17 protein-coding genes are annotated in these 19,020 nt (G+C 72.5%); 11 read left to right on the forward strand and 6 right to left on the reverse strand.

Features of this window, described 5'->3' with window-relative positions:
- Positions 1 to 31 precede the first annotated feature (31 nt).
- The gene (locus tag AC0L6F_RS06815; protein WP_473539655.1) at positions 32 to 3,331 is read right to left on the reverse strand and encodes an ATP-binding protein; all 3,300 of its coding nucleotides are present in this window, start codon (positions 3,329 to 3,331) and stop codon (positions 32 to 34) included.
- A 287-nt stretch (positions 3,332 to 3,618) separates the two neighbouring features.
- On the opposite strand from AC0L6F_RS06815, the gene AC0L6F_RS06820 reads away from it, so the two are divergent.
- Entirely contained in the window at positions 3,619 to 4,146 is a 528-nt protein-coding gene (locus tag AC0L6F_RS06820) for a tetratricopeptide repeat protein (protein WP_274635899.1), read from the forward strand.
- Positions 4,147 to 4,179: 33 nt separating this feature from the next.
- On the forward strand, positions 4,180 to 4,668 hold the full coding sequence (locus tag AC0L6F_RS06825; protein WP_259612584.1) for a SprT-like domain-containing protein: 489 nt from the start codon (positions 4,180 to 4,182) through the stop codon (positions 4,666 to 4,668).
- Positions 4,669 to 4,844: 176 nt separating this feature from the next.
- Here the strand turns inward: AC0L6F_RS06825 and AC0L6F_RS06830 are convergent, their stop codons facing one another.
- Entirely contained in the window at positions 4,845 to 5,456 is a 612-nt protein-coding gene (locus tag AC0L6F_RS06830) for a 2-phosphosulfolactate phosphatase (protein WP_473539656.1), read from the reverse strand.
- Between the two features lie 30 nt (positions 5,457 to 5,486).
- Between AC0L6F_RS06830 and AC0L6F_RS06835 the strand changes: the two genes are divergently transcribed.
- Positions 5,487 to 5,978: a hypothetical protein gene (locus tag AC0L6F_RS06835; RefSeq protein WP_473539657.1), complete on the forward strand. Its 492-nt coding sequence runs from the start codon at positions 5,487 to 5,489 to the stop codon at positions 5,976 to 5,978.
- A 140-nt stretch (positions 5,979 to 6,118) separates the two neighbouring features.
- Here AC0L6F_RS06835 and AC0L6F_RS06840 read toward each other — a convergent pair whose 3' ends face one another.
- Both AC0L6F_RS06840 and AC0L6F_RS06845 read right to left on the reverse strand, forming a co-directional pair.
- On the reverse strand, positions 6,119 to 7,555 hold the full coding sequence (locus AC0L6F_RS06840) for an ABC transporter permease (RefSeq protein ID WP_473539658.1): 1,437 nt from the start codon (positions 7,553 to 7,555) through the stop codon (positions 6,119 to 6,121).
- Positions 7,552 to 8,337 carry an ABC transporter ATP-binding protein gene (locus AC0L6F_RS06845; RefSeq protein ID WP_473539659.1) on the reverse strand — a complete coding sequence of 262 codons (786 nt, stop codon included), beginning with the start codon at positions 8,335 to 8,337 and terminating at the stop codon, positions 7,552 to 7,554. Before AC0L6F_RS06845 ends, AC0L6F_RS06840 begins: the two co-directional genes overlap by 4 nt.
- A 142-nt stretch (positions 8,338 to 8,479) precedes the next feature.
- Between AC0L6F_RS06845 and AC0L6F_RS06850 the strand changes: the two genes are divergently transcribed.
- From AC0L6F_RS06850 to AC0L6F_RS06880, 7 genes are all read left to right on the forward strand, one after another.
- Positions 8,480 to 8,851: a hypothetical protein gene (locus AC0L6F_RS06850; protein WP_259612588.1), complete on the forward strand. Its 372-nt coding sequence runs from the start codon at positions 8,480 to 8,482 to the stop codon at positions 8,849 to 8,851.
- Positions 8,852 to 9,036: 185 nt separating this feature from the next.
- Positions 9,037 to 9,483, forward strand: a complete 447-nt coding sequence (locus AC0L6F_RS06855) for a CBS domain-containing protein (protein ID WP_274635905.1) — start codon at positions 9,037 to 9,039, stop codon at positions 9,481 to 9,483.
- Between the two features lie 49 nt (positions 9,484 to 9,532).
- Positions 9,533 to 10,846 (forward strand): thiamine pyrophosphate-dependent enzyme, encoded by a 1,314-nt coding sequence (locus AC0L6F_RS06860; protein WP_473539660.1) that lies wholly within the window; start codon positions 9,533 to 9,535, stop codon positions 10,844 to 10,846.
- A 5-nt stretch (positions 10,847 to 10,851) separates the two neighbouring features.
- On the forward strand, positions 10,852 to 11,877 hold the full coding sequence (locus AC0L6F_RS06865) for an alpha-ketoacid dehydrogenase subunit beta (RefSeq protein WP_473539661.1): 1,026 nt from the start codon (positions 10,852 to 10,854) through the stop codon (positions 11,875 to 11,877).
- A gap of 33 nt (positions 11,878 to 11,910) precedes the next feature.
- On the forward strand, positions 11,911 to 13,308 hold the full coding sequence (locus tag AC0L6F_RS06870) for a dihydrolipoamide acetyltransferase family protein (RefSeq protein ID WP_473539662.1): 1,398 nt from the start codon (positions 11,911 to 11,913) through the stop codon (positions 13,306 to 13,308).
- Entirely contained in the window at positions 13,305 to 13,781 is a 477-nt protein-coding gene (locus AC0L6F_RS06875) for a hypothetical protein (RefSeq protein ID WP_473539663.1), read from the forward strand. Before AC0L6F_RS06870 ends, AC0L6F_RS06875 begins: the two co-directional genes overlap by 4 nt.
- Before the next feature lie 100 nt (positions 13,782 to 13,881).
- Positions 13,882 to 15,021, forward strand: coding sequence for an IS110 family RNA-guided transposase (locus tag AC0L6F_RS06880; protein WP_473539975.1), 1,140 nt, complete (start codon positions 13,882 to 13,884; stop codon positions 15,019 to 15,021).
- Positions 15,022 to 15,308: 287 nt separating this feature from the next.
- Here the strand turns inward: AC0L6F_RS06880 and AC0L6F_RS06885 are convergent, their stop codons facing one another.
- A complete protein-coding gene (locus tag AC0L6F_RS06885) occupies positions 15,309 to 16,745 on the reverse strand; it encodes a GH1 family beta-glucosidase (protein WP_473539664.1) in 1,437 nt (478 codons plus the stop codon).
- Positions 16,746 to 16,900: 155 nt separating this feature from the next.
- Between AC0L6F_RS06885 and AC0L6F_RS06890 the strand changes: the two genes are divergently transcribed.
- Positions 16,901 to 17,866, forward strand: coding sequence for an acetylxylan esterase (locus tag AC0L6F_RS06890; protein ID WP_274635911.1), 966 nt, complete (start codon positions 16,901 to 16,903; stop codon positions 17,864 to 17,866).
- Between the two features lie 64 nt (positions 17,867 to 17,930).
- Here AC0L6F_RS06890 and AC0L6F_RS06895 read toward each other — a convergent pair whose 3' ends face one another.
- The gene (locus tag AC0L6F_RS06895; protein WP_274635912.1) at positions 17,931 to 18,992 is read right to left on the reverse strand and encodes a LacI family DNA-binding transcriptional regulator; all 1,062 of its coding nucleotides are present in this window, start codon (positions 18,990 to 18,992) and stop codon (positions 17,931 to 17,933) included.
- Between the last annotated feature and the right edge of the window lie 28 nt (positions 18,993 to 19,020).

Below are 19,020 nucleotides of genomic sequence, written 5' to 3' on the forward strand. Positions count from 1 at the left end.
GGCCGGCACTCGCCGCCCCGCCCCCGGTCGCTCAGCGGCCGGGGGCGCTCGGCTCGCGCAGCACGGCGAGTCCGCGGAGCACCGCGTCCTCCCGTGGCAGCCCGGCGATCGCGTCCCGCGCCGCGGCCACCCGCTGGGCGCCGGCCACGCGCTCGGCGTGTGCGAAGTGCTCGGTCCAGTGCAGGCTGAGCAGATCCTGCCGGGCGCCGAGCCGCTCGCCCAGCGCGAGCGCCGCCAGCGCCCGATCACGGCGCTCGGGGTGATCCATCGCCCACGCCGACCACCCCATCAGGACGGTGCCCACCACCGGGGCGTCGAGGAACTCCGACCGCATCCGCGCGACCGCCAGCATCCGTCCTCGCAGTCGGCGCGCCCAGCGGCTGCGCGCCGGCTCGGTGAGCAGGTCGTCGAACGTCGCGGCCGACAGGGTGCCGGCCATCAGCATCAGGTACCACGGCGATCCGCGCTGGTCACCGGACCGGAACATCGACAGCGCGCGCTCGAACGCCGCGCCGGCGTCCGCACCGGCTCCGGAGGCGCGATCGATCTCGGCCAGTCCGTACCAGCCGATGGATGCCGCCTCCAGCCCGTCCTCGGTCATCTCGCGCCCCTCGGTGAGGGCCTGGAACACGTCGCGGGCGGCGTCGAGTTCGCCGAGAGCGGCCAGGTTGGCCCCGCGCAGCCATTCCAGCTGCCGATCCTGCTCGAACGCACCGAACTGCGCGTACTCCTCCGCCGCGATCGCGAGCCATTTCAGCGCCGCCGCGGGCTGGGCCATCTGACTGCTCAGCTGGGCGATCGAGGACGCCGCCATCGCGGCGAACCACTGTGCCGGGCTGCGCTGCGCCAGCTGCCACGCCCGGGTGGCCGACTCGAGCGCGGTCTGCATGTCGCCGGAGTTCTCGGCGAACTGCGACAGCAGCGATTCGCCGAGCAGTCGGGTCGCGAGATCGGGCGCGGCGCGGAGCCGCTCGAACGCCGCCAAGATGCGATCGGTGCGGCGCGATGCTCCGGCCTGGAGGATCGCCAGGACCGCATCGGCGAACGCGCCGAGCAGACTGTCCATGTCCGGATGGCGGCGACGGAGGATGCGGATGCGCGCGAGGAACCGCAGCGCGCGCGGCTCGCCTTCGGCGCGCAGGACGAATGCGCCGAAGATGAGGGTCACGATGAGGGCGTCGACCGGGACCTCGCGCTCGCCGGTGCGGGCGACCGCGTCGAAGACGACCGGGGCGAACGCCGCGAGCTCGGTGAATGCGCCCTGCACCATCCAGCCCTGGCCGAGCAGGGCGAACAGCAGCACCGTGACCGCGTCGTCGTCCGCGTCGATGGACCGGCGCAGCACCGAGATCAGGTTGTCGTGCTCGGCGCGCACCTGACGGTTCACCTCGCGCTCGAAGACCTGCCCCAGGCGGTCGCTGCTGAACCGACCGGCCCAGTCGGTCACGCGGGCCCAGGCATCCTCGACACCCCCGGGGGTGTCGGCCAGTCGCGCCAGCGCGTACTCACGGACGGTCTCGAGCATCCGGAACCGCACCTGCCCGGTGTCGGGCTGCTCGCCCACCAGCAGCAGCGACTGCGACACCAGCCGGTCGACGACGTCGTCGGCGGGCTCGCCGAGGACCGTGGCCATGGTCTCGACCGTGAATCCGGCCGGCAGCACGGCCAGCATCGCCATCGCGCGGCGGGCCTGCTGGTCCAGCAGGTCCCAGCTCCAGCCGATCACGGCCTCGAGCGTGCGATGGCGTTCGGGCGCGCTGCGGTCACCGGTGGTCAGCAGCGCGAAGCGGTCCTGCAGCCGCGCCTCGATCTGCTCGGGGGTCATCGTCCGCACCCGGGCCGCAGCCAGTTCGATCGCCAGCGGCAGGCCGTCCAGGTGCGTGCACAGCCGGGCGACCACGTCTTTCGGCAGCGTCGCGCCGGGGCGCACGGCGCGCGCGCGATCCAGGAACAGCCGGACGGCGGGGCTCTCGATCTCGCCCGCCGTGGACGCCTCGCCGCCGGCATCGGCCGGACCGCCGGGGTCGGCCGGACCGCCGGCATCCGTCCCACTGCGGGCATCCGTGCCGCCGCGGGCGTCCGTGCCATCGACCGAGAGCGGCGGGAGCGGATAGGTGACCTCGCCGGCCACCGCGAGCGGCGTGCGGCTCGTGGTGAGGACGCGCAGCGTCGGGACGGCCGCCAAGATGTCGGCGACCCAGCCGGCGACGCCGTCGATGACCTGCTCGCAGTTGTCGAGCACCAGCAGGGTGGGCTGCTCGCCCAGCAGCGAGACGACCCGCACCCGAAGGTCGGGGCGGGTGCGGGCGTCGGCGAGGCGCCCCCCGGGCGTGGCCTCGTTGATGCCGAGCGCGGCCGCGATGGCCAGCGGCACATCGTCGTCCGAGCGGACCCCTGCCAGCGACACCACGACCACGGTGGGCGCATCGGATGCCGCGGCCACCGCCTGCGCCGCGCGCGTCTTGCCGAGGCCGCCGGTGCCCAGGATCGTGACCAGCCGGGCGTGCGCGAGCAGCCCGGCCAGAGCCCGCAGGTCGCCGTCGCGCCCGACCAGCTCGTTCGGGGCCGCCTGCAGCCCGAGGCGCACCCGCGCGCTGCGGGCCCGCGGATCCGCCCGCAGCAGCCGGGTGTTCAGCTCGGTCAGCTCGGCGCCGGGCGAGCTGCCCAGTTCGTCGCGCAGCCGAGTGCGCAGCGCCGCGAACACGGCGAGCGCCTCGGGCACACGGCCGGCGTCGGCGAGCGCCCGCATCCAGCGCGCGTGCAGGGCCTCGTCGTACGGCCGGGCGACGGCGAGCGCGGCGAGCGCGGCGGCAGCGTCATCGGGCCGGCCGCCCGTGCTCAGCGCATCGGCCCGGGATGCCTCGGCCCGGGCGCGCAGGGCGGCCGCGGCATCCCGCACCGCGTCTGAGACCGGGTGGCCCTCGAGATCGGCGCCGGGTTCGCCGCGCCACAGCGTGAGGGCCGCATCCAGCAGCGACAGCCGTTCCGGGTCGTCGGCGGGCAGGCGGTCGGCCCGCTCGAGCAGGCCGCGAGCCGTATCGATGTCGATCTCGACGTCGCCCAGCGCGTAGCCGCCGGGCGCGCTGCGCACCGCATCCGCGCCGGCGACCGCGCGCACCCGCGAGACCAGCGTCTGGAGGGCCGCCCGCGGGTTCTGCGGCGGGTCGTCGCCCCAGATGTCGTCCACGAGCGCATCGGTGCTGCGGGTGGTTCCGGTCGCGAGTACGAGCGAGGCCACCAGGGCGCGGGCGTTCGGCCCGCTCAGCTCGACGCGGGCGTCCGCGGCCTCGACCGTGACCGGCCCAAGGATCGCCGCACGCACACTGTTCACAGGCCGAGCCTAGTCATCGCTCCGACGTCGTCTCGGGCTGCTGCGCGGGGCGGCCGGCGGGCGGGACGCGCCCGCGGGGCGGCGGAGCACGCCGGCGCGGCGGGCGATCGAGAAGCACCGGCCGGATGCCGTGGCCATCACCTCGTGGACGGGGAGCACGGACGTGTCCGACCCGCGCCCGCCGGGGCGGGTGGGATGCCTCGAGCCCGGGGACACGCGGCGTCGATGCCCGACCGCCCCGGCCTCGTCAGGCACACTGGAAGCACCGGTCGCGAAGGGAGTTCACGGTGAGCTACATCCAGGGGTACGACCCCGACACCCTCCGCGAGATCGTCGACCCGCATCGCTGCCGGGAGCGGCTGGACGAGATCGGCGGGCAGCGCAGCCTCCCCGCGATGCTGGAGCGGGTCTGGCTGCTGAAGGTGCTCGACGACCTCGATGAGGCGCTCACCGTCGCCGACGCCGCCGTCCGGCAGGCCCGGATGGCGGGCACCCGCCGCGACCTGCTGCGCGCGCGGATCCTGCACGCGACGGTCCTGCAGTTCCGCGGCTCGTATGCGGCGGCGATCGCGGAGATGACCACCTGCGCGGCCGAGGCCGAGGGCCAGGGCTGGTCGAGCATCGCGGCGTTCGCGCTGCAGCACCGCGGCAAGGCGCACTTCGACGCCGGGGATTACGACTCCGCGCGCGCCGACTTCAAGCGCGCCCTGTTCCTGCGGCAGGAATCGGAGGCGCCCGAGGATCAGCTGGAGTCCACGCTGATGGCGATCGACACGACCGAACGGCGGCGGGCAGAGGCATCCATCGCCGTCTGACCCGATGTCGCAGGTACGTTCTAATGTCTTCGCATGTCTGAACTGCATCGGGTGCGCGCCTGGGCCGACGCACTCATCTCGCTCCATCTCGATCCCTCCTGGTCGTTCGCGTTCGACAACGCGAAACGCCGCGCGGGCCTGTGCAACTACACGCACAAGCGCATCAGCGTGTCGCGGTACCTGGCCGCCCGCTACGACGACGACACGAACCACCAAACGCTGCTGCACGAGGTCGCGCACGCCGTCGCCGGGCCGGCCGCCGGCCACGGCGCGGAGTGGAAGCGGGTCGCGCGACGACTCGGGTACGTCGGCGGCACCACGCATGACGGCGAGACGGCGACCGAGCTGGCGCCATGGGTCGGGGTCTGCCCGGCCGGCCACGTGGCGTATCGGCACCGGCGTCCCACCCGTCCCACGTCCTGTGTGAAGTGCGCGCCGCGCTACGACGAACGGTTCCTGTTCCGCTGGACGCGCCGCGAGATCGCACCGGCCGCGCGGCTGGCGGCCATGACGCCGCGCTGACAGAGCTGTCCCGACAGCAGCACCGCACGGTGTCCGCCAGGACGGGCGAAGAGCAGGAGACCACATGGCCTTCCAGTCCTCCGGACCGCACGGCGACGTGTCGGACACGCTGTGGCTCGACGGCAAGGACACGCACCCGCTGCAGAAGTGGCGGGTCGGACGCGCGCCGTCCGTTCTCAGCCCGCGGCGAAGACGCCGTCCCGCAGGATCGGCACGACGTCGGCCGCGTCGAGTTCGGCGGCGCGAAGGACGTCGTCGCGCAGGCGGCGCTCGACCAGTTCCTGCCCCGAGCCGCTCGCGAGCAGCAGGTGCCGCACGGCGCCGCGCAGTCCGCGGAACGCCTCGCACGCCACGGCGGCCTCAGGTGACGAGTGATCGATCCCGCGTGCCGCGAGCGCGTCGACGACTGCCCCGGCACCCAGCTGGTCCTCGATCGCGAACCGCATCTCGCCGGACCCGTCGCGCTCCCCCGCCGGCACCACGGCGACGCCGACCCGGGTGCCGCGGCGGTGCTGCTCGTCGGTGATCAAGCGGGCCACGGCACCGGCGTTGCGCAGGCTGCCGGCCAGCACGACGGCACCGGATGCGGCGGCCTGCGCCGCGATCGGTGCGCCGTTGATCGACCCGCTTCCGGTCAGCGGAAGGGACGCGCCGCGGGCCGCGGCATCCGTCGCCGTCGTCGTGAACCGCAGCACGTCCACGACCACGACCACATCGGCGGGAGCCAGGCGGGCCAGGCCGGCGAGACCCCAGTCGAGGCGGACCTGGAAGAAGGACTGATCGAACACGTCCGAAAGCCTAGGGTGCGAGACTGAGGCATGCGCATCCTGCTCAAGCTCGTGATCGACTGCGATGCGGATGCCGCGTGGCGGGCGCTGCACTCGCCGCGGGCGATCGCCGAGCTGGACGGCCCGTTCGTGACGCTCCGTTCGCTCGAGCACCTGCCGCCGTCGTGGTCGCCGGGCGATGACGCGATCGTCGACCTGTCGCTCGGCCCGCTGCCGCTGGGGCGGCAGCTGATCGACGTGAGCGATGTCGAGCGGGTGATGGACGGGCAGCGGGTGCGGATCCTGCGGGACAGCGGCATCCCGCTGTCGGGGCCGCTGGCGGCGCTGGATGTCTGGGACCACCAGATGGCGGTGAGCCCGGCCCCGGGCGACCCGGCACGCACGCTGTGGCGCGAGCGCCTCGTGATCGGCGGCCGCGCGGCGCCTGCCCTGTGGCCGGCGCTGTGGGCGGTGTGGCAGTGGCGTGCGGCGCGCATCCGCGCCCTCGCCCGCACCTGGGCCCACGACCCCGAGCCCGCCTGACCCTGCGCCTTCACCTCGAGATCGTACGATCCGGCCGAGTGCACATCAATCTGGGCCCAGGATGATGTGCACTCGGCCAAATCGTACGATTTCGGCAGGGGCGAGGGTCGGGCAGGGGCGGGGTCGAGCAGGGGCGAGGGTCAGGCGGCGAGCGCCTCGACCGGGGTGACCCGGGTGGCCAGGCGCGTGGGGACCACCGCCGCGACGAGGGTCAGCAGTGCGGTGGTCACGACGATGCCCACCACCACCGGCACCGGGATCGCCGGCCACACCATGCCCGCCTGCTCGCCGTTCGGGTTGGCCGCGACCGCGCCGAGCAGGGACTGCGCCCCCGCCCAGCCGTACGCGATCCCGAGCACGACGCCGGTGATCACGGCGGTGATCGCGATGTGCGCGGCTTCCAGCAGCACCACCCGCCGCACCTGGCCGGTCGACAGGCCCAGCGCGCGCAGCAGCCCGAGCTCGTGCCGCCGCTGCACCACGCCGAGCGTGAGCAGGTTGACCAGGCCGACCGCGGCGATGACCGCCGAGACCCCGACGAGTCCCATCATGATGCCCGCGAACGTGTCGAGCACGGTGCTCAGCTCGGGCGGGAGCGTCCCCCCGGCCGCGGCGGCCATGACCGCCTTGGCCGATTCCATCGCGACCGAGAACATCGTCACCAGCGTCACGCCGATCACGACGCCGATCGCCATCCGGCTCGAGCGCTCCGGGTAGCGCAGCGCGTTCTCCGCGGCCAGCCGCGCCACGGCCGAGCGGCCGAACATCCGGCCGGTGAGGCGCAGCAGCGGCGGCATGAAGACCGTCGCGCCGAGCGCGATCCCGGTGAACGAGAGCAGCCCTCCGACGAAGGCCACCAGGACTCCGGACGGGTTGAGCAGCCCCAGGGCGACGCCGGCGGTCAGCAGCAGCATCCCGACCCCCACCAGGATGACCGCGGTGACGTTGCGGCCCGTGCGCCGCGCGACCTCTTCGCGGCGCGCCTCGGTGGACGCCCCCAGCGCCTGCAGCGGCGTGACCGCCAGCACGCGGCGCGAACCCGTCCAGGCGGCGGCCCACGTGGTCAGCGCCACGATCGCCGTCGGCAGCAGCAGCACTGCACGCAGCACCTCGTAGTCGACCCCGGTGATGTCCAGCACACGCGCGACGATCGCGATCCCCGCGAACGACACCAGGATGCCGACGGCCAGGCCCACGATCGCGCCGATGACGCCGACCACCAGGCCTTGGCGCGCGACGTCCGCGCGCTGCGCACGCGCCGACGCGCCGATCAGCCGCAGGAGGGCGATCTGCCGGGTGCGTCCGGCGACCACGGTCGAGAACGTGTTCGCCGTCACGATCGCCGCGACGTACACGGCCAGGCCGACGAGGATGACGCCGACCACCCCGAGCACGACGGCCAGCGTCCCGCTCTCGCCGATGTACGGATTCGCCCGCAGCATGGCCGCGAGGTAGCCGGTCGCCGAGATCAGGATCACGCCGAACGCGGCGGAGATGGCCGAGACGAGGATGCTGGCGCCCATCCCCCGGTCGCGCAGCCAGTGGGTCTCGCCGATACCGCCCCCTGTGCCGCTCATGCCGACACCGCTTCGGAGGTCGTCGCGCCGAGCTCGGTGGCCAGCATGTAGGCCGAGATCTCCTCGGCGGACTGCCGCGGCTTGTCAGCGACGATCCGCCCGTCGCCGAGGAACACCACCCGGTCGGCGTGCGACGCGGCCACCGGATCGTGCGTGACCATCGCGATCGACTGGCCGTGCTCGGCGCTGGCGGCGCGCAGCAGCGCGAGTACCTCGCGCCCGGAGCGGGAGTCGAGGTTGCCGGTCGGCTCATCCGCGAACACCAGGTCGGGGGCCGTCGCCAGCGCCCGCGCGATCGCGACGCGCTGCTGCTGTCCGCCGCTGAGCTCGTGCGGTCGGTGCCGCAGCCGCCCGGTCAGGCCGAGCGTCTCCAGCAGCGAGTCGATGCGGGCGTGCTCCAGCGCGGACGGCTTGCGCCCGTCCAGGTCGAACGGCAGTCGCACATTGCCCAGGACATCCAGCGTGGGCACCAGGTTGAACGACTGGAACACGAAGCCCACCCGACGCCGACGCAGGATGGTCAGCTCGAGGTCGTCCAACCCGGTGATCTCGGTGTCGCCGATCCAGGCGCGCCCGTCGGTGGGGGCATCCAGCCCCGCCATGATGTGCATCAGGGTGGACTTGCCCGAACCGGACGGCCCCATGATCGCGGTGAACTCGCCGCGGCGGATTCCGACGGTCACGCCGTCCAGCGCGCGCACCTCGCCGGCGCCGGCGCCATAGGTCTTGGTCAGCTGGTGGACCCGGGCGGCCAGCCCGAGTTCGGTCGTTGTGATCTCCATGCCCTCGACGCTACGGATGCCGCACCCCGCCCCGCATCGGTCTGCGGTCGACTCTCGCCTACATCGCTGGGATGATCCCGCACCCGCGCGCGGAGGCCGGAACAGCCTAGTCTGGCGCCATGGCCCACCCTCCGCGTGCGCGGTGAACGCCGCGCGCGTCCTGCAGATCATCGGCTTCGCCCTGACTCTGGCCGCCGGCGTCGCGCTCTGCTTCCTGCCCGCCTTCCAGAGCGTCACCTCCGACTCCGACGGCCACCAGGCGACCCGGACGCAGACCCTCCTCCAGATGCAGGGGAGCGCATATCTGCTGGTTCTGGTCATCCCCGTCCTGATCGCCGCGGTGCCGCTGCTCCTGCGCGGGCGCGCCTGGAGGGTCTCCTCGATCGTGGCCGCCGTCCTCCTCGGCGTGTTCGCGCTCGTCGGGGCCCTCAGCATCGGCGTCTTCTACCTGCCGGCCGCGATCGTCGAGGTCGTGGCCGCCTGCCTTCCGGTCCGACGTCCGGAGGTTCCCTGACGCCACACCGTCGCCGCGGTCACGCACCGCCACCCGCCAGGGCCGCGAACACGCCCGGCACCGGCATTGTCACGGCCCGCGGCGGCCCACCGAGCCGGCCGGGCTGATAATCTGCGATGCAGGGACAGGGGGATGCGATGGCGTCACAATCGGGTTCGGCAGCGGGGATCACCGCCGGTCAGGTCATGACCGCACCCGTGATCACCGTCGGCCCGGATGCGACCGTGGCCCACATCGCCGAGGCGCTCACCTCACGGCGGATCAGCGCGGTCCCGGTGGTGGATGCCTCCGGCACGGTGCTCGGCCTGGTCAGCGAACTCGACCTGCTGGCGCGCACCGGCCGGACGGCGCGGGATGTCATGACCACCGCCGTGATCAGCGTCACCAGCGACACCGACATCGAGCAGGTGCGGCGCATCCTGGTGGACTCGCAGATCCGGCGCGTCCCGGTGCTGTCCTCCGGCCGCCTGGTCGGAATACTCAGCCGGCACGACCTGGTCGGCCGGATGGTGGAATGGGCGTGCGGCGTCTGCGGCGAAACCGTCCGCGGCGCGCACCCGCCGCTGGTGTGCCCGAAATGCGGAGGAAGCGAGGACCGGTTCACGCTGCAGGAGCAGCCACCCGGACCGTGACGAGACAGGCGGCCACAAGCCGCGTTGTTCGGTGAGAGGGATTCGACAAATGGCCGGACGAACGCAGGATCCGCAGCGCGACAAGACCGCCCCCGGCGGCAGTGCGCCCACGGACAGTGCGACAGCGTCAACACGTAGGAAAGCCCCCGCGAGATCCGCGGGAGCACGAGCGAAGGGCCCGGCGGCGACCGCCGCCAAGAGCAAGACCGCGGCATCCGCCCCCAAGGGCAAGACCGCAGCATCCGCCGCCAAGAGCAAGACCGCGGCATCCGCCGCCAAGGGGAAGGCCGCAGCATCCCGCACGAAGGGCGCGGATGCCGAGACCCAACTCGCGTACTACCGCGAGATGGAGCTCATCCGCGAGTTCGAGCAGCGCGCGGCCGAGATGTACACGCGCGCCAAGATCGGCGGGTACTGCCACCTGAACCTCGGCGAGGAGCCGTCGGTGGTCGGCCTGATGGCGGCGCTGCGGCCCACCGACTATCTGTTCACGAACTACCGCGACCACGGCTACGCCCTGGCCCGGGGCCTGGGCACCGACCGCGTGATGGCCGAGCTGTTCGGCCGCAGCGACGGCGTCGCACGGGGTCTGGGCGGCTCGATGCACATGTTCGACGCCGAGAAGCGGATGCTGGGCGGCTACGGGATCGTCGGCGGTCAGCTGCCGCCGGCCACCGGCGCGGCCCTCGCCCTCACGTACCGGGGCAAGGCCGGGCCGGACGCCGAGGCCGTGATGTGCCAGATGGGCGACGGCACCACCAACATCGGCGCGTTCCACGAGTCGCTGAACCTGGCGGCGATCTGGAACCTGCCGATCGTCTACGTCGTCATCAACAACGGCCTGGGCATGGCCACGACGGTCGAGCACGCGTCCGGTGAGCCGCTGCTGTACAAGCGCGGGGCCTCGTACCGGATCGAGGGCCGCCGCGTCGACGGCGGCGACCCCGAGGTGGTGCGCCAGGCGGCCGAGGAGATGCTCACGGTCGCGCGCGAGCAGCGTCGGCCCGGCCTGCTCGAGGTCATGTCGTATCGCCTGCGCGGCCACTCCGTGGTCGACCCGGCCCGGTACCGGAGCAAGGAGGAGACGGCTCACCTGAAAGAGCTCGACCCGCTCCCCGAGTACCGCGCGCGCCTCATCGCCGACGGCGTGCTCGATGCGAAGCAGGCCGATCAGATCCAGGCCGATGCCGTGAGCGAGGTCGCCGCGGCGATCGCGTTCGCCGACGCCAGCCCCGAGCCCGGCGCCGAGAAGCTGTTCGACTACACGTACGCGACGGATGTGCCCAACGCGCCGCGTCTGATGCCCGGCGACCCGGTGCTCGCGGCCGGCTGGGACAGGGCCGACGACAAGCAGGAGGCATGACGGCGATGGCCGACAAGACAGACCAGCCCGCAGCATCCGCCCCGGAGATCACCTACCGTCAGGCGCTGAACGACGCGCTGCGGGAGGAGATGACCCGAGACGAGAAGGTCATCCTCCTGGGCGAGGAGATCGGGATCTTCGAGGGCTCGTACAAGATCACCGCCGGGCTGCTGGACGAGTTCGGGCCCGAGCGGGTGCGCGACACCCCGATCGCCGAGGAGGGCTTCGTCGGAGCCGCGATCGGCGCCGCGATGCTCGGCATGCGCCCGGTCGTGGAGATCATGACGATCAACTTCTCGCTGATCGCGATCGACCAGATCGTGAACCATGCGGCGAAGATCTACGGCATGTTCGGCGGGCAGACCGCCGTGCCGATGGTGATCCGCACCCCGGGCGGCGGCGGGCAGCAGCTGGCCGCGACGCACTCGCAGAACCTCGAGGTCTGGTACGCGCACGTCCCCGGATTGAAGGTGCTCGCCCCGTCGACCCCGGCCGAGGCCAAGGCGATGCTGACCGCCGCGATCCGCGACGACGACCCGGTGCTCCTACTGGAGAACCTGTCGCTGTACAACACCAAGGGCCCGGTCCCCGAGGGCGAGCACGTCGCCGAGTTCGGCAAGGCGAAGGTGACCGTCGAAGGCACCGATCTGACCGTGGTCGGCTACTCCCGCTCGGCCGTGATCGCGAAGGATGTCGCGCACCGGATGGCCGAGCAGGGTGTGTCGATCGAGGTCGTCGACCTGTGCAGCCTGCGACCGCTGGACCGCGAGACCATCTGCCGTTCGGTGCGCAAGACCGGCAAGGCGGTGATCCTCGAAGACGACTGGCTCACCTACGGGATCGGCGCCGAGATCGCCGCGACGATCGGCGAGGGCGCGTTCGACTACCTGGATGCCCCGGTGCGGCGCGTGGCGGCGGCCGAGATCCCGCTGCCGTACGCGAAGTCGCTGGAGAAGATCGCCCTGCCGGACGCCGATGCGCTGATCCGGGTCATCAACGAACAGCTGGATGCGACGCGGTTCGCGCGCTAGAAGAGGGGACCGTGAACGATGCCTGATGTGTTCATGCCGCGACTTTCGGACACCATGACCGAAGGCGCGATAGCGCAGTGGCTCAAGGCCGAGGGCGACACCGTCGAGCGCGGCGACGTGCTGGCCGAGATCGAGACTGACAAGGCCGTGATGGATCTGGAGGCCTACGAGGGCGGCGTCCTGGAGAAGATCCTGGTCCAGCCCGGCGAGTCGGTCGATATCGGCGCCCCGATCGCCGTGATCGGCGACGGCTCCGGATCGTCCGGCTCGGGTGGGGCGGATGCCGCATCCGAGACGGCGGCCGAGGAGCCGGCCGAGACGGCGAAGGGCGCGTCCCAGGCCGACACCGGCCAGGAGCCGCCGGCCGAACGTGCCGACGAGTCCGCGCAGGACGCCCAGGTGAGGGACGAGGCCGCGCCGCAGACCGGCGCCGGGTCGAAGGATGAGGCCGCGAAGGGCGCGGATGTCGCGCGCACGCCGGCCGATGAGTCCGAGGCTCCGGCATCCTCGGGCTCGAAGGTGAAGGCGACCCCGCTCGTGCGGTCCCTCGCCCGGACTCACGGGATCGACCTGACCACCGTGACCGGCACCGGTCCCGGTGGCCGGATCGTCCGCGCCGACGTGGAGCAGCTGCTGAACGCGCCGCAGGGCGCCGAGGCCGCGCCGGCACCGCAGGCCGCAGCATCCGCCCCCACCCCGCCGCAGGCGGCGCCCGCCGCCGCGGCGCCGGTGGCGACCGCGGGCGAGGACGACGAGCGCATCCCGATGTCGCAGATCCGCAAGGTGACCGCGCGCCGGCTCACCGAGGCGGCGCTGGTGCCGGTGTTCCAGCTGACGACCGTGCTGGATGCCTCGCGGATGACCGAGCTGCGCCGCGACATCAACACCCGGCTGGCCGACTCCGGCGTGAAGGTCAGCGTGAACGATCTGATCGTGCGCGCGGTGGCCGTGGCACTGGCCGCCCACCCGGAGGTGAACGCCTCGTTCGGCGGTGACGCGATCCTGCGGCACAAGCACGTGAACGTCGGCGTGGCCGTGGCGCTGGAGGACGGCCTGGTCGTGCCCGTGGTCAAGGATGCCGATCGCAAGTCGGTCTCGGCGATCGGCGCCGAGGTGAAGGACCTCGCCGCGCGGGCCCGCGCCGGCCGTCTGAAGGTCGATGAGATGAGCGGAGGCACGTTCTCGGTCTCGAACCTCGGCATGTTCGGCATCGACGCGTTCACCGCCGTGATCAACCCGCCCGAGGCGGCGATCCTGGCGGTCGGGTCGACGGTGGACGAGCCGGTCGTGATCGACGGCGAGGTGCAGGTGCGTCCTCGCACCCGGCTGACGCTGACGGTCGACCACCGCGTGCTCGACGGCGCATCCGCCGCCGCATTCCTGCGGGATCTGACCGATCTGCTGGCCGAGCCGCTGCGGATCCTGGTGTGACGACCCCGCCGACGGGGGCGACCGCGGCCCTGCGCCGGGCGCTCCCGTTCTTCGTCGCCGCGCTCGTGTTCGCGGTGGCGGGCGGGATGCTGGCCGCGGCCACCGCGTACACGACGACGCAGAAGACGGCGTGGGCGACGGCCTACCTGGTGCTGGTCGGCGGCGTCGCGCAGGCCGGGCTCGGCGCGGCCATGGGCTGGCTCGCGCAGCGGGCCGGGGCGGCGCTGACCTGGACGGGCTTCGTCCTGTTCACCGTCGGCAACCTCGGGGTCCTGGGCGGCCAGCTGTCGGGACTGGTCCCGCTCACGTTCGTCGGCGGGGGGCTGCTGGTGGCCGCGCTGGCGGTGATCATCGCCGCGACCCGCCGGGGCGCACCGGCGCATCCCGTGCTGCTGTGGGGATTCCGGGCCCTCGTGGTCGTGCTGGCCGTCAGCATCCCCACCGGTCTCGTCCTCGCCGTCGTCGGTCGCTGATCCGCGCGGGAGGCGGCGGCTCAGACCCTATGAGGGTGGGGTTCTGAGGTTGGTCTTGTGGCCCAGGGCCTCACGGTGCAGATTCGTGGATCATCCCCAGATGGGCTGGGGATGCCGACATGCAGCGGAGGCCCTGGTGTTCAACGAGCGTACGACGATTGGTTTGGATGTGCACGCGCGCAGCGTGCGAGCGGCGGCGTTGGACACGTCGACGGGTGAAGTGGTCGAGGCGAAGCTCCCGCCGGGCAGTGATGGGGTGGCACGGTGGGTGGCCGGGATCGCGGAGCAGCACGGGCCGGTCGCTGCCGCGTATGAGGCTGGGCCGACGGGTTTCGGGCTGGCACGCATGCTGATCGCGGCCGGGGTGCCGGTGACGGTCGCGGCGCCGTCGAAGCTGATCCGCCCGGCCGGGGATCGGGTGAAGACCGACGCCCGTGACGCGCTGCTGCTGGCACGGTTGCTGCGGATGGACGAGCTGGTTGCGGTGCGAGTCCCGACCGTGGCGGAGGAATCGGCCCGCGATCTGGTGCGGGCCCGGGACGATGCCCGCACGGATCTGCTGTCGGCGCGTCACCGGCTCTCGAAGCTGCTGCTGCGCCGCGGGATCGTCTATGACGGGTCCGTGACCTGGAATCGGCCCCATGATGCCTGGCTGCGCCGGGTCCGCAAAGACGGTCTCGGCGACGCAGGACGCGGCACCCTGGCCGCGTTCGATGCCGCGTTCGACGCGGTCACGATGACCCTCGCTCGTCGGGACCGGCTCGACGCGCAGATCGCCGACCTGGCCGCCGACAGTGAGTTCACCGCGGTGACGAACCGGCTGGCCTGTCTGCGTGGGATCTCCACCCTCACCGGGCTCGCGTTGGCGGTCGAGATCGGCGACTGGGACAGGTTCACCGGCCGCACGATCGCCGCCTACCTCGGCCTGGTCCCATCCGAGCACTCCTCGGGAGGGTCAAGGTCGCTGGGGGCGATCACGAAGACCGGGAACACGCACGCCCGCAGGCTGCTGATCGAAGCCGCCTGGCACCACAAGGCCCGCTACGTCGCTGGGAAGACGATGACCGACCGGTGGGCGAAGAGCACCCCTGGTGCGGCCGCGCGCGGTGATGCCGGCAACCGGCGCCTGCACCACCGGTGGCAGGTCCTGACCACGCACAAGAAGAAGCACACGGTTGCCAACACCGCGATCGCCCGCGAGCTCGCCGGCTGGTGCTGGTCTCTGGCCGTCATGGACTGATCGAAGGCTCATTCGCCCGCCCGGCACCACCGGACAGCATGCAGCGTGAGGAACGGACCAGCGATTCGCCTGTGAGCGGCGACCACGATCGCCACGCTCGACCTCAGACCAGCCTGACCGTTCTCGCCGAAACAGGGTCATGCGGTAACCAACCCGCGCATATCAGACTGACCACGCGTCACCAGACACGCCGCACCCCGAAACGCCCTGGAGCGAATGACGGAGCGCCGCCGAGCAGCCAGCCCGGCGGCGCTCCACCCTGCCCCCTTGACAAACGAAGCTACATATCAGGCGGGGATGACCCCGGTGGTCGCCAGCTCGCGGAACCACCGGGCGGAGTCCTTGACGATGCGCCGCTGGTCGTCGAAGTCGACCCGGACGATGCCGAAGCGCTTGGCGTAGCCGTACCCCCACTCGAAGTTGTCCAGCAGCGACCACACGAAGTAGCCGCGCAGGTCGACGCCGTCCTCGATCGCCCGATGGGCGGCGGTGAGATGGCGACGCAGGTAGTCGACGCGCTCGACGTCGTGGACGGCCCCGTCCGCGGCGACGACGTCGTCGAACGCGGCGCCGTTCTCGGTGATCATCAGCGGCTGATCGGGGAACTCCGCCCGCAGCGAGTGGAGCAGGTCGAGCAGCCCGTCGGGGGCGATGTTCCATCCCATCGCGGTGTGCGGCCCGGGCTGCGGAAGGAACTCGACGGCCTCGTCGCTGCCCGGCCACGCCGTGCCGCCGACGGTCGGCTTGTGGCCGTCGTTGCTCTGCCGGGGCGAGACGCCGTCCCAGGTGCGGACCGTCACGGTCGAGTAGTAATTCACGCCGAGCACGTCGATCGGCTGCCGGATGCGGCGCAGGTCGCCGTCCTGCACGAACGCCCAGTCGGTGACCGCCGCGGTGTCGGCGAGCAGGTCGTCGTCGTAGACCCCGCGCAGCATCGGGCCGGTGAACGCTCGGTTGCCGAGCGCGTCGATGCGCCGGACGGCGTCGGCATCTCCCCGGGCCACGTGCAGGTTGAGGGTGACCGAGTATTCGGGACTCCCGGTGGAGGTGGCGCGCAGCGCCTCGATCGCGCGTCCGTGCGCGAGATTGAGGTGGTGGACGGCGGCGAGCGCCGCGGCGGGCTCGCGTCGGCCGGGCGCGTGACCGCCCTGGCCATAGCCCAGGTACGCGGTGCACCAGGGCTCGTTGAGCGTGGTCCAGGTGTGCACGCGGTCGCCGAGCGCCGTGCCGAGCACCGCCGCGTACTCCTCGAACGCGTCGACCGTCCCGCGCACCGGCCAGCCGCCGGCATCCTCCAGCACCTGCGGCAGGTCCCAGTGGTACAGCGTCGCGACGGGGCGGATGCCGCGGGCCAGGAGGCCGTCGACGAGGCGTGAGTAGAAGTCGATGCCGGCCCGGTTCACGGCGCCGCGGCCGGTGGGGATGACCCGCGGCCACGAGACGGAGAACCGATACGCGTCCAGCCCCAGCTCGGCCATGAGGTCGAGGTCCTGCTCCCAGCGGTGGTAGTGGTCGCACGCGACGTCACCGGTGTCGCCGTTCCACACCGCACCCGGCGTGCGGCTGAACGTATCCCAGATCGACGGGGTGCGCCCATCCTCGTGCGCGGCGCCCTCGACCTGGTAGGCCGCGGTCGCCGAGCCGAACGTGAAGCCCGGAGAGAACCGGAGTCCGCTGTCGCGGAAGTCCGTGCTGCGGTCCAGGGGCGGCGAATCCAGGCCCACGGGCACTCCCTCGGTCGAGTGTGGCGTCTCGCCACCGGTGCGCCCCCGAGCCGGGGCACTTCGATTCAGGGTAGAGGAACCCGAGCGGCCTCGTGCGCCCTGACGGCGGGCTGCCCGCCGCAGCACGGGTGACGCGAGCGTGTACGGTATGTGGCGTGCCGCTGACAGACCTCACCCTCGACGAGCTCCGCGACTATCGCCCCGAGGTGGCCGAGCCGGCGGACTTCGACGACTTCTGGCGCCGCACGCTGGACGAGTCGCGCGCCGCGGCGACCGATCCCCGGCTCGTGGCCGCCGACACCCCGATCAGCCAGCTGGTCATCGAGGACCTCACGTTCGCGGGGTTCGGCGGCGAGCCGATCCGCGGGTGGGTCACCCGTCCGCGCAGCGACACCCCGCTGCCGGCGGTGATCGAGTTCATCGGCTACAACGGCGGCCGCGGCATCCCCGGCGAGCGCCTGCAGTGGGCGGCCGCCGGCTACGTGCACATCCTGATGGACACGCGCGGCCAGGGCAGCGGATGGGGCACCGGCGGCGACACCCCCGACCCGCACGGCTCGGACGGCGCCGTCCCGGGGTTCATGACCCGCGGCATCCGACACCCCGACAGCTACTTCTACCGGCGGGTCTTCACCGACGCGGTGCGACTCGTCGACACGGCCGCCGCCCTGCCGTTCGTCGATCGGACGCGCATCAGCGTGACCGGCGGCAGCCAGGGCGGAGGCATCGCCCTCGCCGCCGCGGCGCTGCACCCGGCGGTGTTCGCCGCGATGCCGGACGTGCCGTTCCTGTGCCATTTCCGCCGTTCGGTCGAACTGACGCCCGGCCACCCGTTCGGCGAGGTCGAGCAGTACCTCGCGGTGCACCGCACCGCCGTCGACCAGGTCTTCGCGACGCTGTCGTACTTCGACGGCGTCAACTTCACCCGGCGGCTGGCCGCTCCCGCCTACTTCTCGGTCGCGCTGATGGACGGCATCGTCATGCCCTCGACCGTGTTCGCCGCGTTCAACCACTGCGCCTCGCCCGACAAGGCGATCGAGGTGTACGAGTTCAACGGGCACGAGGGCGGTCAGACCGAGCAGTGGCTGCGTCAGACCCGCTGGCTCGCCGCCCGTCTCTGACCCAGTGGCCTCCCGCAGCGAGCGGCCGGCCGACGAGGGCCGGTCGGCGGTTCGGGCCGGAGGCTCAGCGCCCGGGATCGTGATCGGGCGGCACGGAGCCGGGGACCGGTCCGGTGCTCTGGCGCACCACGAGGTGCGCCGGCAGGTGCACATACTGCTGCTCGGGCTCGCCGCGCCGCAGCATCTCCAGCACCATCCGCAGCGCCTGCGCACCCATGTCGTGCAGAGGCTGGGCGACCGTGGTCAGCTGCGGGGTGGTCGCGGCCGCCTCCGGCACGTTGTCGAAGCCGACGATCGAGAGGTCCTCGGGCACCCGGATGCCCATCTCCTGCGCGATGTCGAGCACCCGCACGGCGGACAGATCGTTCGCGGCGAAGATCGCGGTGGGCCGCCCCGGCAGGCTCAGCAGCTCCTGCGCGGCACGGGTGGTCGACTTGCCCCAGTACGCGCCCTCGCGCACCAGGTCCGGATCGAAGGGGATGCCCGCCTCGGCCAGCGACTCGCGATATCCCTGCTCACGCAGCACCGCGGACTGCAGATCGCCGCGCCCGCGCACGTGGGCGATCCGCCGGTGCCCGAGCGAGATCAGATGCCGCATCGCGATGCGGGCGCCCTCGACGTTGTCGGTGTCGACCGCGGGCACGTCGCCGTTGCCGGCGTGCGGGTCGATGGCGACCACGGGGATCGACGCTCCGGGCAGCCGCACCGTCGGGGTGACGATGATGGCGGCATCCACCAGCGTCCCGGCCAGGCGCGACAGCGACCGGCGCTCCCAGCCCACGAACGTGTCGTCGGTGAGCGCCCCGGCATAGGCGAGCAGCTCGTAGCCCGACTCGACCGCGGCCGCCGAGATGCCCTTGAGCAGTTCGGCCGAGAACGGCTCGAAGCCCGCGACGAGGATGCCGATGACGTTGGTGCGGTGGCTGCGCAGGCTCCGGGCGACGAGGGATGTCTCGTACCCGAGCTCTTCGATCACGCCCGAGACCTTCTCGATCGTGCGCTGTGCGACGCCGTACCGCCCGTTCGCGACCTTCGAGACGGTCGCGACCGAGACGCCGGCGGCACGCGCGACGTCGTGGATCGTCACCCGAGGAGGCACTGCTGGGCGGACGGAATCGGCGGTCACGACGCTCACGCTACCTCACGGATCGGAA

The organism is Microbacterium sp. G2-16M (genome assembly GCF_055809115.1).

Excerpts from the sequence above, each read along its gene's own strand:
- AC0L6F_RS06880 (WP_473539975.1), top strand. The coding sequence starts at position 13,882 with ATGGGCTGGGGATGCCGACATGCAGCGGAGGCCCTGGTGTTCAACGAG.
- AC0L6F_RS06855 (WP_274635905.1), top strand. The coding sequence starts at position 9,037 with ATGACCGCACCCGTGATCACCGTCGGCCCGGATGCGACCGTGGCCCAC.
- AC0L6F_RS06865 (WP_473539661.1), top strand. The coding sequence starts at position 10,852 with ATGGCCGACAAGACAGACCAGCCCGCAGCATCCGCCCCGGAGATCACC.
- AC0L6F_RS06845 (WP_473539659.1), bottom strand. The coding sequence starts at position 8,337 with ATGGAGATCACAACGACCGAACTCGGGCTGGCCGCCCGGGTCCACCAG.
- AC0L6F_RS06840 (WP_473539658.1), bottom strand. The coding sequence starts at position 7,555 with ATGAGCGGCACAGGGGGCGGTATCGGCGAGACCCACTGGCTGCGCGAC.
- AC0L6F_RS06825 (WP_259612584.1), top strand. The coding sequence starts at position 4,180 with ATGTCTGAACTGCATCGGGTGCGCGCCTGGGCCGACGCACTCATCTCG.
- AC0L6F_RS06870 (WP_473539662.1), top strand. The coding sequence starts at position 11,911 with ATGCCGCGACTTTCGGACACCATGACCGAAGGCGCGATAGCGCAGTGG.
- AC0L6F_RS06860 (WP_473539660.1), top strand. The coding sequence starts at position 9,533 with ATGGCCGGACGAACGCAGGATCCGCAGCGCGACAAGACCGCCCCCGGC.
- AC0L6F_RS06835 (WP_473539657.1), top strand. The coding sequence starts at position 5,487 with ATGCGCATCCTGCTCAAGCTCGTGATCGACTGCGATGCGGATGCCGCG.